Here is a 17,202-nt window from a genome sequence, read left to right as displayed (position 1 = left end):
TTTATTTGTCTTCAAAATCTGTTTTTAAAATTGCCAAAAAAGCTTCTTGGGGAACCTCAACAACACCAAAAGATTTCATTCTTTTTTTCCCAGCTTTTTGCTTTTCTAAAAGTTTTTTTCTCCGGGTTACATCACCACCGTATAATTTGGCAGTAACATCTTTACGATAAGCTTTAATAGTCTCACGAGCAATAACTTTTGAACCAATTACGGCTTGCACTGGAACTTCAAAAGAGTGCCGGGGAATAATATTTTTGAGCCGTTGTGTTAGATCTCGTGCCTTTGGATAAGCAAAATCTTTGTGAACAATCATTGAAAGGGCATCAATTTTTTGTCCATTTAGTAAAATATCTAACTTAACTAATTTGGATTCTTGGTAACCAATAATTTCGTATTCAAAAGAAGCATAACCTTTGGAAAGTGATTTTAATTTATCAAAAAAATCAAAAATTACTTCTGATAAAGGTAATTGATAAACAAGTTTACGCCGACTTTGATCAACGTATTCTAAATCCTCATAAATACCTCTACGATCTTGTGCTAAACTCATAATTGCACCCAAATATTTTTCTGGAAGAAAAATTGTTGCTCTTATATAAGGTTCTTCAATAAAGCTAATTGTTGAAGGATCGGGTAGTAAAGTAGGATTGGAAATACTTAAAACTTCACCGTTGGTTTTGTGTACTAAAAATTCAACAGAAGGAGCAGTTGCTATTATTGATAAATTAAATTCGCGCTCAAGTCGCTCTTGTAAAATTTCCATGTGTAAAAGACCTAAAAAACCAATGCGGAAGCCAAAACCAAGCGCTTTTGATGACTCAGGTTCATAAACAATTGAAGAATCAGAGAGCGCTATTTTTTCAAGCGAATCTTTCAATAAATTATAATCTTGTGAATCAGTTGGATAAAAACCTGTATACATCACAGGTATCATTTTTTTATAACCTGGTAGCGCATTAGCAGCTGGCTCACCAACAAGGGTGATGGTATCTCCAACTGAGACATCTTTGGCATTGCGAATTGAAGCTGCAATTCAACCAACTTCACCGGTGTTGAGTGTTTCCTTTTTAACTTCATGAGGTTTGCGAATTCCTAATTCAATAACATGGAATTTGTTACCATTAGACATAAAGTAGAATTGATCGCCAACTTTGATACTTCCAGAGACTATTCTAACTAAAATTATTACCCCGCGATAAATATCAAAATAGGAGTCAAAGACAAGCGCTTGTAAAGGTTTGGTTATATTTTCTTCTTCGGGATGTGGGATAAATTTAACAATTGATTCAAGCACGCCTTCGATGTTAATACCATTTTTTGCTGAAACTAAAACAGCATTTTCTGTAGATAAACCAATAATGTCTTCAATTTGTTGTTTCACAAAATCAATGTTTGCTGATGGCAAATCAATTTTATTGATTATTGGAATAATTTCTAGGTTATTTTCCATTGCTAAGTATACATTAGCTAGTGTTTGTGCTTGGATTCCTTGTGTAGCATCAACTAAAAGTAGTGCACCTTCAGTAGCCGCAAGTGATCGAGAAACTTCGTAGGTAAAATCAACATGTCCTGGTGTATCAATGAGATGGAAAATATAGTCTTGATAATTAATTTGAACAGCATTTAATTTGATTGTAATTCCACGTTCTTTTTCAAGCTCCATTGAATCTAAGTGTTGTTCTTTTAAATCACGTTTTGCAATTGTTTGGGTAAATTCTAAAATACGATCAGCTAATGTAGACTTTCCATGGTCTATATGAGCAATGATCGCAAAGTTTCTAATTTTTTTGATATCCATTGACAAAATTACTTAATTTTAGATGCTATTGGAACAAATTCATTAACATTTGATCCTGATTTGAAAAATGCAAAAAATAGACCTATAATCACTAAAATTGTAATAATTGCAAAAAGTAAAAGAAATAGTGCAAATTTTTTACCTCTTTTTTGTTCTTTAATTTCAGAAGAGACAACATTACCATAAACTATTTCAGACTCTGTCAAATATTTAGTTTGTTCCTTTTTTTTACTTCTTTTCATACAACAATCCCATTATTTTTAAGCAACAAATTCTTTTAAATTTTTAGAAGGTTTAAACTTAGCAACAGTTTTAGCTGGTGTTCTTATTTCAGATTTGGTAAGCGGGTTTATTGAAACTGATGCTTCTTTGTAAATTCCTTGAAATGTACCAAATGAGTTGATAACTAACTTATCTTGTTTTTTCATAACGTGTGCAACTTCTTCAAAAAAACTACTAAGAATAATTTCAACATTTTTTTGACTCATTTCTGTTTTTGCACTAATAATTTCAATTAATTCTTTTTTATTCATTTTAATGATCCTTTTTATATAGAATTTTACTTTATTTTTTATATTTGTGTATATTTTTATAGACTATTTTTATCGGACAACCTTCAAAACCAAAATATTTACGTAGTTGATTTTCAATATAACGTTGATAAGAAAAGTGAATTGTATCTTTATCATTTACATTAAAAACAAAAGTTGGAATTGCGCCTTCAACTTGTTGTGCAAAGGAAATATGTAATCTTTTACCCTTATGACTACGCGGCGGTTGCATGATCTGAATTTCTAAAATAAAGCGATTTAACACATTTGTGGAAATTCTTTTCTTAAGATTTTCCTTAACTTTGATGATAGTTTCAGCAAGTTTGTGAATTTTTTCTCCTGTTTTAGCTGAAAGGAAAACAATTGGAGCTCAATCTATAAACTTATAGTTATTTTTAATCTTTTTAACAAATTCATGTTGAGTATTTGTTTCTTTTTCAATCAAATCTCACTTATTAATTACAAGAATAATTGGTTTATTTTTTTCAAAAGCATAACCTGATAAACGAGAATCAAAATGACTCAAAGGCTGACTAGCATCGACTATAACAAGTGATAAATCAGCTTCATCTAAAGAATTAAAAGCTCGCAAAAGTGCATAAAAATCAACAGATTCTACTACTTTGCTCTTGCGAATAATACCAGCTGTATCAACAATTTCTAACTCATGATTGTTAACAACTCATTTACTACTTACTGAATCACGAGTTGTCCCTGGAATATTAGAAGTTATTGAACGCTCAGATTTAACCAACTTGTTTAAAAGTGTTGATTTTCCCGCATTTGGTTTACCTATAATTGCTAATTTAAACAAATTATCATCACTTTTATCTGAAAAACTCATGTTGGCAATTATTTCATCTAATAGATCACCTACCCCTTCGCCATGAATAGCTGAAATTGGGAAAATGTGTTCAAAACCAAGAGAATAAATACTTGTATCAAAACTTTTGCGACCTTCTAATTTGTTGGCAACCACCAATACTTTTTTGTTTGATTTTCGCAATAAATCAACTACATAATAATCATCAGAATCAATAGCATTTTGGCCATCTAAAACTAAAACAATCACTTGTGCTTCTTCAATTGCAACTTTTGATTGCATCTGAATTAAATCTTGAAATGTACGATTTTCAATTTCAATACCACCAGTGTCGATAATATTAAAAGTTTTACCCAACCAAGTTGTCTTTGCATAAATACGATCTCTTGTAACACCTGGCATTGAGTCAGTAATAGATTTTTTCTTTCCGATAATTTTGTTAAAAAGTGTTGATTTTCCAACGTTTGGTTTCCCTATTAAAGCAACTGTGTTTTTCATTATTTACCAATTTTTGATTCAATTAATTTACTAATTTGTTGAATAACTTCTTCTTGAGATAAAACTGTTGAATCAAGAAAAATTGAATCAAAAGTCTTTTGTAAAGGATTTATTTTACGGTTGGAATCAATAAAATCACGTTTTTCAATATCTTTTAAAACTAAGTTAAAATTAGTTTCTAAATTAAGTTCTAGATTTTGTTTTACTCTTCGTTGTGCTCTTACTTCTGAATCAGCTCAAAGAAAAATTTTTAACTCCGCATTTGGCATTAACACATAAGTTGTATCACGACCTTCCATAATCACACCTTTGTGTTTTGTTTGAAAATCATGCAATATTTGTGTAACGCTATTTCTAATATTATTATATTTTGCAATAATAGCTGATTTTTGTGAAATTTCATCTTTACGCAACAATTTAGTAATATTATTACCTTCTAAAATCACATCTCCATTTTCTAGTAAAACTAATTTGCTATTATCTCAACTTTTTGAAACCAACTTTTCATCATGCACATTTATTTTTTGAGAAAGAAAATAATATGTTATTGCTCGATATAATGAGCCAGTATTGACAAAAATATAACCGTATTTATCGGCAATAATTTTTGCAATTGTTGATTTACCAGCCCCTGAAGGTCCATCAATAGCTATATTTATTTTTTTAGTCATATTACTTCCTTTACTTTTCAATCTAAATAATTATACTAGTTTAGTAGCAATTTCACATTGATAAAAATTAATTAATTTACTTTTAGTCAATTTTAATTTTACCAATCACTGTTTTTTCTGCAAAATTACCACTAAGTAACTCATTTAAATTGTTATAAAGAAAAAATGATGAAGATAAATTAGCAGTTTTAAACTTATATGTATATTCTAAATATCCATCTTTATATTCAAAATCAGAAGTAATTGGTTCGCTTTGTGCATTTTGCAAGTCAAAAAATATAATTTTTGGATAAACAAGATACTTGTTTGTATTCAAATGGTCTTTTACTAAAAAGTGTGTTAATTTATAAACGCTTGCCAATTGTTCAAAGTAGATTTCTAAATTTTCAGTCAATATTTTATTTAGCTGAGCTTTTGTAAATGTATTAATAGGCTGTGTTTTAATTTTTTCTTTAAGTTTTTTATTTTTAATTTCTTGCAAAACTTTGTCTTCATTAATTTTAAATTCTATAGCTCGATCACCATGATTGAGCCCTTCAAATTTAAATGTAAAAGTCTGGCTATCAACTAAATTTTGATCAAGATTAGTAATTTGAATCTCGAGCTCTAAACTCCCATTTTGATCGTCAGCTTTTGCCTGTAATACTTTAAAATCATAATGATTATTAGTTTTTGATTTAACTTCTAAAAAGTTATTTTTTAAATCTTGCCCAAAACTAAAGTTTTCTAAACTAAAATTAAAATCACCTAAAATTCTTGAATTAAAAACTTCCTCTGAATCAACATTTACTAGTGTATATGCCAAGATTGATGGGAAAATATTTTTAAAAATATCTGGTAATTTTTTAACACTAATTTCATAGTCTTTAGTTTTTGAAGGTCAAACAATGGAAATATTTTTTTGAACAAAAACGTCTAAATTATCTTTAAATTTAAGTTTTAAAATTACATTATTAATTTCAGTTGCACTAGCTTTTGCACTTGATAAATCAAGCTGGATAGAATAAATATTATCATCGATATTTGCAATAGGATTTATTAAAGTTGTATAACTAAAATTTTGAATAAAGTCTTTAAATTTGAAGAGAATTGTTGCTGGTAAATCACTAGTTTTGTCTCTTGCTACTGTTTGTAAAGATGAGATATTGTTAACAATATTTTGTAGTTCTGCTTTAATTCTTGCATTATTTTTCTCTTTAGAATCTGATTCTTTTAATAATGATTTTGTATTAGTTGTTCCTTGCTCAACCATTTCTAAATTATTATCTTTATTTTCATTATTAGAAATATGATCATTTGTGGCTGAGTTCTTAGTGTTTTTAGTTGTTCCTTGCTCAACCATTTCTAAATTATTATCTTTATTTTCCTTATCAGAAATATTACTATTTGTGGTTGGGTTCTTAGTGTTTTCAATTTGATTTTTTGATTTATCAACATTTGGTGTAGCCGAAATTTCTTTGTCTTGGGGTTTTTTTGGATTGGATCGAAGAGGTGGAAAATTTGGTTTATGGCTAATGGGAGATTCTACTTGATTGTGTTTACAAGACACTAAAAAGAAAAAGCCTAAAAAAACAAAAATAGCAAGTAATTTATTCATAAAACCTCATAAATTTAAAATTTATATTTTTAGTAAAATTATATATTAATTTTTACTTTTCAAGATCTAAATACACAAAATAACAAAATCTATTATCAGCTCAAAAATAAATAAAACATTTTATTTTAAATAACAAAATAGAAATGGAGTCATAAGTTATTTAATTGAAGTGCTTATTTGGATTAATTCTAATTGTATTAAAATAAGCATTTTCATTTTAAATTTAAAAAGAGAGTTTATTGGTGTTACTTAAATTATTTTTTTACTTATATAATGTTCATGAAATAAATCACCTACGAGTTGCAATATAGTAAAAAATATTTAGACGATAATAGATAACAAAATAATATATTGCATAAGAAATAAAAGTTTTTTATCATGATCAGAAGTGAAAAAATTATATTTTAAGCCAACAGCATATTCTAATAAAAAAATATAAAATATGAAAGGTATCAATAAATTCATAGAAATTAAAGAAAAATAAGTAATTTTGAAGTGTAATTTATCTTATTTTGTTGATCAATTATATAAATTTTTTTTGCTATTAAAAACAAAAATTCTTAACGTTAAGTTATAATAAAAAACAAATGCATTTTGGTATTTTAGAGTACTTAAAATAAGAAGTTCGATATATGATTGCATAAATGTAGCGAATATTTTTCTATTCAATATAAATTTGAGGAGCTTTTCAACCTTCAGATCATATTTTTCTTCAGTATACTCATTTTTTGGCAACTCATTTTGTCAATTACCTTGAGAATCTGCAAGCAATTTTTGCTCAAATCAGTTATAATTAGTATATTTTTTAGGATCCAAATTTTCCAAAAAGGAAAAATGGTTTGCAGAGTCAATACTTCCTTTAGATTTAATAACAATTCGCTTTAAATATTGGTGCAAAATCTTTTGAGCTAAAATAATATAGTAGAAAAAGATTCAAAAAAGAACAAATATATACAGATTTCAAAAAAATAGCAAAAAATTTCGTTCTAAAAAATATCTAATTGAATATTTTAAAAAATCCAATTAATTTGAAAAAAACAATGAGAAAATTAGAGTAAAATACAAATTAGAATAACTAATAATAACTAGTGTAATGAATAAAAAATAGTATTTTTTCTTATTTTTGTCAGAATTTAGTAACAGTACTAAATAGTAAAACAAACGCAAATATAAAACACCACTAATAAAAGGAATTTTGGGAATATCACTTGGAATTTTTAAATTAATAAATTTTTCAATTTTGGATATTGTGGACATGTTTAAAACTTTTTTGTATAAAATTAACTATAAATTTTACATATTTTTTATGATAATTCTGCTTTTTCATACAGTGTTCATCAAATAAATGGATTACGAGCAGCAAATTGATAAAAAATATTGAAAAAATGAGTTAATGATAGAAGAAAATAAAAAGTAAAAATTAATAAATATTCTACTGCTTTATCATCGATTTCTGCTAGAAAAGTATTATATTTCATATAAATAATATAACCAATACAACTTGCAAGTAAACTAAGTGAAATTAAGACTAAATATGCTATTCGAAAACGTAGTTTATTTTCTTTTGTGATCTCATTATATATATTATTTTTACTATTAAAAATAAAAATTCTTAACATAAAATTATAATAAAAAAATAATGGGATATTTGGTATTTTAGTGTTCCTAAAATAAGAATTGTAATATGTGATTGCGTAAATATAAGAAATATTATTGTCTTCATCAAACATCCCAGTAACTTTTCTGTGTTCTCAACGCACTTTTTTTGAAAACATTCATTTTTTGGGCAGTTTATTATAATGATTATTATTTTCGGGGTCAATTTTTAAAATTTTTTCTATTCAATAATGATAATAATTGTATTTATCAGGATCTAAATTATCTAAAAAAGAAAAATAGTTTGTTGAATCAATTCGACCTTTAGTTTTGATTATAATTTTTTTAAGAATTTTATCAAAAAGTTTTTGACCTAATGCAGTATTGAAATATGGTAAAATTCAAAATGTAGAAATGTAAAAAATTATTTCTAAAAAATATCGGAAAATATCATTTTGAAAAATACCCAGCTTGATATTTTTTAAAAAATCAATTTGGTTGGTAAGCGCTAAGATGAAAGTGAACACAAAATAAAGTCAAGGTACGCTAATAAAATAAAGTAAAATAAGCAAATAATAATATTTTTTCTTATTTTGATCACCATTTAGTTTAAATACTAAATAGTAAAATAAGCGCATGTATAAAAAACCTCTCAATAATGGGATATTTGGAATATCACTAGGTATTTTGAGGTTAATAAATTTTTCAATTTTTGAGATGGTCATAATTAAATGTATTTATCAATAATGATAGATAATATATTTTGAATCACATCAATAAAATTTATAATAACTGAAATTGGCGAAGATAGCAAACTTACACCTTGCAATAATGTTTTTATTGGTTTTATTTGTTTAATTACTTCAGCAAGACTAAGAGCTAAAGTGTTAATTGATCAAGCATTAGATATATTTTGAATAGTATCAATTGAATAATTTTTTAGATTATTTCAATTATTACTATTTACCAATTCATTATACATTTCCTTATACTTAACTGAAAGTGTAGTCAATAACCCTCCAGCTGTTCCACTAGCAATTGCGCTAACAAAATTAAAAGAGGCTGTATATGCAATGGCTAATCCAAAATTAATAGCGGCAAATGAGGCATTGAGCACATGTTGCCTTCATAATTTATTTGCTAATTCATCAAATGTTAAATTTTTATTTTCTTCAAAAGATGAAAACTCTTTTATAGAAAAGGATTTTGAACTAGAAGACTTTGTGGCAGAAATATCACCTGGATTAGAATTGAATATTTTATTAATTAAACTTTGTGATATTCCTTGTGACTCTAATGTTTGTTTGGCTAGTTGTTTTGGATCTAAATCTGGATTTTCAAACAACTTATTGATAAATTGATTGTAGCTTTTTTCAAATTTATTAAGGTCTTTAATTGCAGGTTTGAATTCATCACTTTGATTTGATGAAAATGATTGAACTGAATCTTGTTTAAGAGATTTTAAAATTTTTTGTGACTCTTGTTGTAATATTGATTTAAATTCTGATTGATATTTTGTATTTGTTTTAGTGTTAACATTTGTTTTATTTGATGCAACAAATGCTAATGTAGAAATACCAGCAATTGCTGCAAAACTCAAAGATAAATTTATTATCAATTTTGTTTTTTTCACAATTTTCCTCCTTAATTTTGATTAATTTAATTATAAATGAAAAATTTATTTTTAGCAAGTTTTTTAAGACATCATTTCTTTGAATGCTGTCTCGAATAAAGTCATTATTTTTGTTTGAAACGAGTGTATTTTTCTAAAAAATCATTTAATTCATCAACAACTTTTTGTTTATCTTGAATCGAGTCTGATGAATCCATTTTTGCAACAAACTTTTCAATTGTTTTTTAAGCTCAGCATCATTACTTTTTTCAATATATGCAGCAATTTTTGCCAATAATTCTTTAAATTTTTCGATGATAACTTCTAATTTTTTGTTGTATTCAACATATTTTTCGAAATTTTTGATAAAGGTTTTTTTGATATTTCGAATATGTGCATTGATTTGATTTTCGTCTAAATTTTTAATCTCATTATTAATTTCAATAATCTTGTTGTATTCTTCTTTGTCAATAAATCTAAAGACAATTTGTGATTCTTTAAATATTTTCACTCATTTATTTAATGCATATTTTTTATCATCAAAAATTTCTCTCTAAAATTCTTGAAGCTTTGTGCGATTCAGGGATGCGGGTAATTCAATTCCTTTGATAGCATCATCAATTATATTTATGGCGTTTTCATATGTAATGTATTTATTTGGATTACTTATAATTTCACTTTCTAAATTTGATGGTACTTCTAAATTGATTTTGTTGTTAAATTCTTTATTAGTGCTTGCGCCTATTAAGTAATAATTGTTATCATTATTTTCGCTTTTAACAAAGCAAACAGCAATGCTAATTTCACTACTAAACAATTTATATTCACTTGAATCGATTCAATTTTGAATATATTTTTTATAAGATTCAATTAATTTCTTTGTTTTTTCAGGGTTGTAATCATTAATATTTTTAACTTCGATATATAAATAATGTTTAACATTGTTTTTATTTTTTATTTTAAAAATAAAGTCGGGAAATGAAGCTAAAATCTCATCATCATTGTCAAAGTACTCAAATGAAATATTGCTAGATAGTGGGTTTTTAGTTCATAATTGAACATTGTCATTACTTCTAGATAGAAAATCTTTAATGTTTTTAACAAAAGCAGTCTCAGGTTTTGAATCAAAATAGTAACTATTTTGACTTGGATCAATTGGGATGTAAGCGTACTTGATTTTGTTTACATCTTTAATAACAATATTATTATCTTTATTGTTATCAGAAATAGTTATAAAACTTTTATCAGGTAAATTTTTGCTTTCTTTAATTTCAAAAATTTGATTTTTTGTTGAATTTACTGTTTTTTCTAAACAATTTTGATAGTTTTGTTTGATGCTATCAAGAAATTTTTTGATAAGAATGTAACAAAACATATTTTTATCAATTAAATATTCACCACTTTTTTCGTCCTGCATTAACTGATGCATTTTATTTATCAATTCATTTGGTAAGTATTTTCTTAATTTATTTAATTGACCAATTACGTATAATTCAAGCTCTATTGAGTTAGTAATTTTTGTATCAATTTTTACTTTATCACCGTATGTTGAAGTTTTACCATCTAAAAAATGATATTTTTTATAATCATTTAAATAGTTTTGTTGATATTTGAGAAAACGTTTTTTATCAAAAACATTTTTGATTATTTGCTCATTATATTTCGCGCTATTTAATTGTTTTTTAATGGCTTCTATGTTGATTTGTCCATAAACAAATTGGGTATTTTTGTATTCATCTTGCAATTGATATTGGATGCGAGATTTGTTTACTTGTTCATGGTTTGAATAAATAAAATAAGTGTTTGCAATTGAATTTTCATCAAATTGATATCTTGGCATTGGAATTGGTACTCTTCTGATACGACCAATTGTTTGAGTTGATAAAACTTTTGATGCAACTTTTCTAAGTTGTACTAGCATACACGCTCGCGGTATGTTTCAGCCAGTTGCTGGGCCAATTTTAAATAAAATAACATCATAATTAGCACCATTTCTTGAGATTTCTTTCAATGAAACTTTTAAATCAGAATCAATTAATTTATTTGATGTGATTTTGTCATTTGAAAAATATTTAACCCAACTTAAATTGTGCTTTTCTAAAATTTTAATTAAGTTAGCGATGTATTGTTGAAATTCATCACTTTGGTCTTTATTTTCGCTATCAACCTGAATAAGCATTGCTGGTCGCACATTTAATGCCTCTTTGTTGTTATCAGCGTATTTATCTTTAATTTCGTTAAACTTTTCGCAAGCTAACTCAAGAATTTGCATATCATCAATTTTATCAATATCAATATCACTAATTGATTCATTGAAAACTAAGTTGTTTTTAATTAGTTTGATATTATCATTTTCAAATTCTTTTTCATCAATAGAGACAATATTGTGACTAAAATCTGGAGTAGCAGTCATTTTAATTACATAACTTGCAAAACTACTAACTTTAGACTCAAATTTTTCAACATTTGCATCTTTTTTAGTTTTAGTTTCATTTGAGCCATAGTGTGCCTCGTCACGAATGTAAATTAAACGATAATCTTCATTTCTTATTTGGTCTAAAAATGCATCAAATATCCCATGTTCAGTTAAAATCCGGTTTTTACCAAATGATGATTTACCAAATATAAATACATTATTAGCTTCAGCGTGCAATTGTGGGTCATAGTCCCTTTTATTTTGCGATGCACTAGCACTGGGCGAATTAACTTTTATAACTTGATAATTAGCTTGTAAATCATGTTTATAATCAAGTAAGTTTTGCGCCATTTGGTAAGGCAAATCCGCCGACGAAAGTGTAGCAATAATGAAAATCAATTTATGTGGTGAGCCGTCATTAGCATTATTTTCAATCATTCTATGAATAAAATTAGCCATCATAAAGGTTTTACCGCTACCAGTTGGCGCTTTAAAATAAACAATTTTTTTGTTATCATCTTGATCGTTATTTAAAAAATCATTATAACGTTTAATTAATTCACTAACAGCATATTCTTGGGTATTTGATAAAATCATTATTCTCCTTTTTTAACAGGTTTAAGTGCTGTTAAAGATACAAGAATACTTTGTTGATTAATATTATTTTCATTAATATCTTTGATATTAAAGTCTTTCAATAATTCTAAATAAGTTTTTTTAATTAAATCGTTTTGCTTGCTTATTATTGATGTGTCAAAATACTGCGTTTTAAACACATTTAGATTGGCTTTAAAGGGTTGATTTTTTTGTGCTCAATTAAAACTTTCGCCTTTTGTGCCCATTCCATTGTTGATTCGGTAAATTCGTTCATAACAAATATTTGTACCAATGCCATTTTCATCATTAGTTACAATTGTAAAACTTCTATTTCCGCCATCTTCGCGGTTAAGTTCTAAAACAGCGTGTGCTGTAGTGCCTGAACCGGCAAAAAAGTCTAAAATACGAGCATTTTTGTTAGATATTAAATTGATTATATATTTAATTAGTTTTACTGGCTTGGGAAAAGCAAAGTCTTTATTTTGAATTATTGAAATTAAATTTCTTTTTCCATTGCTTGTAGTTATTTTTACATCGCTAATTAAATTTGAGAAGTTTTTACCTTTTACTCTAGGGATAATTTGATAAGGTTTTTCTCTTTTGATAGTGACTTTTTCATAAACTTTTCTATATGCTTTTCAATATTTAGTTCCATCTTTTGCTTTTTTTTGTTGTATTTCGATAAAGCCATTATTGAAAGAAAAATCAAACAAATCTTTACCTAAGGTATAACGATAAGACATTGGATTTATTATATTTCTGTAATTTTTAAACATTGAGCCATCTGGAGCCTGAATCTCATAATCCAGCGACACGGAATATTGAAAAGAACTCGAAGAAGAAACATGGTCCAAATCAATCAAATAATATTTTCCGCGTTCATTAATGTATTCATCTTCAAATATATAACGTTCTTTATTGATTGGGTGACTATTTCAAATTGCTTGGTTATTTTTTGAATAACAAATTACAAACTCTGTTTCTACTTCAATTTTCGATTTATCAGAGCCACCACCAGTATTTTTCTTTTGTCACACTAAATTAGCAACAAAGTTTTCTTCACCAAAAATTTCGTCCATTAAGACTTTTAAATATGCTTGCTCATTGTCATCAATTGAAACAAAGATAACACCATCATCTTTTAATAATGAGCGAGCCATTTTTAATCGCTCGTTCATCATATTCAGCCAGCCATTGCGACTAAATTTGTCGCGATAAATAAATTTAGATGCTTTTATATCATCTTTTTCACTGTAAAATTGATTGCCTTCTTCACTTGATTTATCTGTATTGTATGGAGGGTCAATATAGATAATATCGTAGTTAGCGCTTAGCGCCCCGGTCTCTCTCTCTCTCTCTCGAGAGCTAGTAGATTCTTAAGCACATCATAATTCTCGCCAATAATTAAATTATTGTTTTGATGTTTTGAATAATCATTAACAAAAGACATTTTTTGGTCTTTTGTTAATAGAACAACTTGTGTTGTATCAACACTAGGTGCTACATCAAAAGTAAAACCAATTTTTACTTTTTGAATTAATAATTGGAATATATTGTCTAAATTTTCTGTCTTAGAATTTTCTAATATTTCGATAATCAAATTCTTTTGGTCATCATTTAAAAGACTTTTAGACATATTTTTAATATCATTTTTGTATTCTTGTAAAGTTTTTAAGCTACTCATAAATCCTCCATACATTTATTATTTTTAATAATTATACTTGATAAGAATAAAAAATATTTTTATTAAATTACTTTTAGCTTGTTATTAAATTGAGTAGACATTTTGATGTACTTTGATTATGTTAACTGAAAGAAAAAAGAAGGATTTTTATTTATATAATGTTCATGAAGTAAATCACTTAAGAGAGGAGAAGTAATAAAAAAGATTTAAATGATGAAGTGATCATGACACAAGATAAGGAGTATTCAAAAAATAATTTATGTAATATAAGTAATTAGGCAAATTATTACCAAAAATTGAAATAGTGTACTGTTTGATAAAGAAAATATAAAATATGCAAGCTATCAATACATTCAAGGAAATTAAAGATAAATATGTAAGTTTAAATCGTCATTTATTTTTTCTATTCATTTCATTATATATATTATTTTTACTATTAAAAATGAAAATTCTTAACATAAAATTATAATAGAAAAATGATGGGAAATTTAGTCTTTTAGCGTACCTAAAACGAGAATTGTAATATGTGATTGCGTAAACATATAAAATATTATTGTCTTCAATATACATATCAGGAGATTTTCAACCTTCTAATCATAATCTTCTTCTGAATGCTGTTTTTTTTGCTTTTTCAGTTTCTGAATTATCTTGATAATCGACCATAAATTTTTTCTCAACTCATCGGTAATCGCTATATTTATCAAGGTATAGACTATCCAAAAAAGAAAAATGGTTTGTCGAGTCAACACTTCCTTTAGCTTTAATTATAATTTTCCTTAAAAGCTTATCAAAAACTTTTTGACCTAATGTAGTAGTCAAGTATGAAAAAAATCAAAAGGTAGAAAAATAAAATATAATTTCTAAGAAATATCGGAAAACATCATTCTGGAAAATATCATGTTTAATATTTTTTAAAAAATCAATTTGATTAGTAATCGAAAGAATATAAGTAAACACAATATACAAGAATGGTGTGCTAATAAAATAAAGAAAAATAGGCAAATAATAATATTTTTTCTTATTTGGATCATTATTTAGTTTAATTACTAAATAGTAAAATAAGCGCATGTATAAAAAACCTCTCAATAATGGGATATTAGGAATATCACTAGGTATTTTGAGGTTAATAAATTTTTCAATTTTTGAGATGGTCATAATTAAATGTATTCATCAATAAAGATAGATAATATATTTTGAATCGTGTCAATAAAATCTATAATACCTGGAATAGGCGAAGATAGCCAACTTACACCTTTCAATAATGTTTTTATTGGTTTTATTTCTTTAATTAGATTATTTATTTTTTTAGTTACTTTAGCAACACTAAGAATTAAAGTGGTATCTGATCAAATATTAGATATAGTTTGAATAGTACCAATTGAATAAGTTTTTAGATTATTTCAATTATTACTATTTACCAATTCATTATACATTTCCTTATACTTAACTGAAAGTGTAGTCAATAACCCTCCAGCTGTTCCACTAGCAACTGCGCTAAAAAAATTAAAAGAGGCTGCATGTGCAATGGCTAATCCAAAATTAATAGCGGCAAATGAGGCATTGAGCACATGTTGCCTTCATAATTTATTTGCTAATTCATCAAATGTTAAATTTTTATTTTCTTCAAAAGATGAAAACTCTTTTATAGAAAAGGATTTTGAACTAGAAGACTTTGTGGCAGAAATATCACCTGGATTAGAATTGAATATTTTATTAATTAAACTTTGTGATATTCCTTGTGACTCTAATGTTTGTTTGGCTAGTTGTTTTGGATCTAAATCTGGATTTTCAAACAACTTATTGATAAATTGATTGTAGCTTTTTTCAAATTTATTAAGGTCTTTAATTGCAGGTTTGAATTCATCACTTTGATTTGATGAAAATGATTGAACTGAATCTTATTTAAGAGATTTTAAAATTTTTTGTGACTCTTGTTGTAATATTGATTTAAATTCTGATTGATATTTTGTATTTGTTTTAGTGTTAACATTTGTTTTATTTGATGCAACAAATGCTAATGTAGAAATACCAGCAATTGCTGCAAAACTCAAAGATAAATTTATTATCAATTTTGTTTTTTTCACAATTTTCCTCCTTAATTTTGATTAATTTAATTATAAATGAAAAATTTATTTTTAGCAAGTTTTTTAAGACATCATTTCTTTGAATGCTGTCTCGAATAAAGTCATTATTTTTGTTTGAAACGAGTGTATTTTTCTAAAAAATCATTTAATTCATCAACAACTTTTTGTTTATCTTGAATCGAGTCTGATGAATCCATTTTTGCAACAAACTTTTCAATTGTTTTTTAAGCTCAGCATCATTACTTTTTTCAATATATGCAGCAATTTTTGCCAATAATTCTTTAAATTTTTCGATGATAACTTCTAATTTTTTGTTGTATTCAACATATTTTTCGAAATTTTTGATAAAGGTTTTTTTGATATTTCGAATATGTGCATTGATTTGATTTTCGTCTAAATTTTTAATCTCATTATTAATTTCAATAATCTTGTTGTATTCTTCTTTGTCAATAAATCTAAAGACATTTTGTGATTCTTTAAATATTTTCACTCATTTATTTAATGCATATTTTTTGTCATCGAAAATTTGTCTCTCTAAAATTCTTAAAGCTTTGTGTGATTCGGGGGATGCAGGTAATTCAACTCCTTTCTTAACTTTTTCATCAAATAAAGGTTTGATAAGGTTTATCAATGAGTTTTTAGCTTTATTATAAGCATTTACTATTGCTCGATTATCATTTAATGCTTTTACCTTTTCCACATTTTCTGAATTGATTTCATCAATTTTTGTTACTTGAATTTCAAAATTGGCTTTAATATAATTTAACACATCAAGATAATCTTGTTTTGTTAAAGGAACTAAGAAAATATCAATTAGTTTTTTGTGTAAAACTTCGAGATTATTTTTATTATTAGCACTATTAATTTGTTTTTTTCATTCAAGAATATCGTTTGCTTTTTCAAGACTAATTGATTTATAGTGCTTTTCAATAAGATTTATTCTTTGAAGCAAAATATCTTTTTGATTCCTTAACTCACTTTTATGCGAATCTGATTTATCCTCCCCATCTTTCTGGCCACTAGAGCCTTTAGAAGGGTTAGTGTTAGTATCTCTATCGGGTTGTTTGGATTTCTCAGGATCCTTAATATCATTGTTTGTTTTAGCACAAGATATTGAAAATGAACTAACACTAAATATACTTGCTACTGATAAAAATTTATTTACTTTCATATTACCTATTTACATGATTTTTATATTATAAAATTATTTAATTAATTAAATAATGAATTTTTACCAATTCAATCGAAATCAAATTAGATAAATAAAAAATGTAT

At 26.1% G+C, this 17,202-nt stretch carries 17 protein-coding genes; all 17 read right to left on the bottom strand.

The window, feature by feature from the left end; genetic code table 4:
• Position 1: 1 nt before the first annotated feature.
• Positions 2-1,798 (bottom strand): translation elongation factor 4, encoded by a 1,797-nt coding sequence (lepA, locus tag MCJ_RS01100; RefSeq protein ID WP_012751442.1) that lies wholly within the window; start codon positions 1,796-1,798, stop codon positions 2-4.
• 8 nt (positions 1,799-1,806) lie between these two features.
• Positions 1,807-2,040, bottom strand: coding sequence for a hypothetical protein (locus tag MCJ_RS01095; RefSeq protein ID WP_012751441.1), 234 nt, complete (start codon positions 2,038-2,040; stop codon positions 1,807-1,809).
• Positions 2,041-2,058: 18 nt separating this feature from the next.
• On the bottom strand, positions 2,059-2,331 hold the full coding sequence (locus tag MCJ_RS01090) for an HU family DNA-binding protein (protein ID WP_012751440.1): 273 nt from the start codon (positions 2,329-2,331) through the stop codon (positions 2,059-2,061).
• 31 nt (positions 2,332-2,362) lie between these two features.
• Positions 2,363-3,670 (bottom strand): ribosome biogenesis GTPase Der, encoded by a 1,308-nt coding sequence (gene der / locus MCJ_RS01085; protein ID WP_012751439.1) that lies wholly within the window; start codon positions 3,668-3,670, stop codon positions 2,363-2,365.
• Positions 3,670-4,341 carry a (d)CMP kinase gene (cmk, locus tag MCJ_RS01080; protein WP_012751438.1) on the bottom strand — a complete coding sequence of 224 codons (672 nt, stop codon included), beginning with the start codon at positions 4,339-4,341 and terminating at the stop codon, positions 3,670-3,672. The genes der and cmk overlap by 1 nt, the downstream gene beginning before the upstream one ends.
• A gap of 82 nt (positions 4,342-4,423) precedes the next feature.
• A complete protein-coding gene (locus MCJ_RS01075; protein ID WP_012751437.1) occupies positions 4,424-5,938 on the bottom strand; it encodes an LppA-related lipoprotein in 1,515 nt (504 codons plus the stop codon).
• Between the two features lie 507 nt (positions 5,939-6,445).
• A complete protein-coding gene (locus MCJ_RS03775; protein WP_012751436.1) occupies positions 6,446-6,835 on the bottom strand; it encodes a hypothetical protein in 390 nt (129 codons plus the stop codon).
• A gap of 407 nt (positions 6,836-7,242) precedes the next feature.
• Complete coding sequence (locus MCJ_RS03530; RefSeq protein ID WP_012751434.1) at positions 7,243-8,259, bottom strand: hypothetical protein; 1,017 nt, start codon at positions 8,257-8,259, stop codon at positions 7,243-7,245.
• A 2-nt stretch (positions 8,260-8,261) separates the two neighbouring features.
• Positions 8,262-9,167: a hypothetical protein gene (locus MCJ_RS01055; RefSeq protein ID WP_012751433.1), complete on the bottom strand. Its 906-nt coding sequence runs from the start codon at positions 9,165-9,167 to the stop codon at positions 8,262-8,264.
• 145 nt (positions 9,168-9,312) lie between these two features.
• A complete protein-coding gene (locus MCJ_RS01050; RefSeq protein ID WP_012751432.1) occupies positions 9,313-9,657 on the bottom strand; it encodes a hypothetical protein in 345 nt (114 codons plus the stop codon).
• Positions 9,658-9,699: 42 nt separating this feature from the next.
• Positions 9,700-12,159 (bottom strand): DEAD/DEAH box helicase family protein, encoded by a 2,460-nt coding sequence (locus tag MCJ_RS01045; RefSeq protein WP_012751431.1) that lies wholly within the window; start codon positions 12,157-12,159, stop codon positions 9,700-9,702.
• Positions 12,159-13,466 (bottom strand): site-specific DNA-methyltransferase, encoded by a 1,308-nt coding sequence (locus MCJ_RS03675; RefSeq protein WP_231833532.1) that lies wholly within the window; start codon positions 13,464-13,466, stop codon positions 12,159-12,161. The genes MCJ_RS01045 and MCJ_RS03675 overlap by 1 nt, the downstream gene beginning before the upstream one ends.
• 23 nt (positions 13,467-13,489) lie before the next feature.
• Positions 13,490-13,843, bottom strand: a complete 354-nt coding sequence (locus tag MCJ_RS03770) for a hypothetical protein (RefSeq protein WP_012751429.1) — start codon at positions 13,841-13,843, stop codon at positions 13,490-13,492.
• Between the two features lie 147 nt (positions 13,844-13,990).
• Positions 13,991-14,998: a hypothetical protein gene (locus tag MCJ_RS03525; RefSeq protein WP_012751428.1), complete on the bottom strand. Its 1,008-nt coding sequence runs from the start codon at positions 14,996-14,998 to the stop codon at positions 13,991-13,993.
• Between the two features lie 2 nt (positions 14,999-15,000).
• A complete protein-coding gene (locus MCJ_RS01025; protein WP_012751427.1) occupies positions 15,001-15,639 on the bottom strand; it encodes a hypothetical protein in 639 nt (212 codons plus the stop codon).
• 102 nt (positions 15,640-15,741) lie between these two features.
• Positions 15,742-15,927 (bottom strand): hypothetical protein, encoded by a 186-nt coding sequence (locus MCJ_RS01020; RefSeq protein WP_012751426.1) that lies wholly within the window; start codon positions 15,925-15,927, stop codon positions 15,742-15,744.
• A 145-nt stretch (positions 15,928-16,072) separates the two neighbouring features.
• Positions 16,073-17,098, bottom strand: a complete 1,026-nt coding sequence (locus tag MCJ_RS01015) for a hypothetical protein (RefSeq protein WP_012751425.1) — start codon at positions 17,096-17,098, stop codon at positions 16,073-16,075.
• Positions 17,099-17,202 lie beyond the last annotated feature (104 nt).

Origin of the sequence: Mesomycoplasma conjunctivae (genome assembly GCF_000026765.1) — a bacterium.
In the GTDB taxonomy this organism is placed as follows: Bacteria; Bacillota_I; Bacilli_A; order Mycoplasmatales; family Metamycoplasmataceae; genus Mesomycoplasma; species Mesomycoplasma conjunctivae.
The sequence above is the reverse complement of the archived record's forward strand: the minus strand, read 5'-3'. Positions and strand labels throughout refer to the sequence as shown.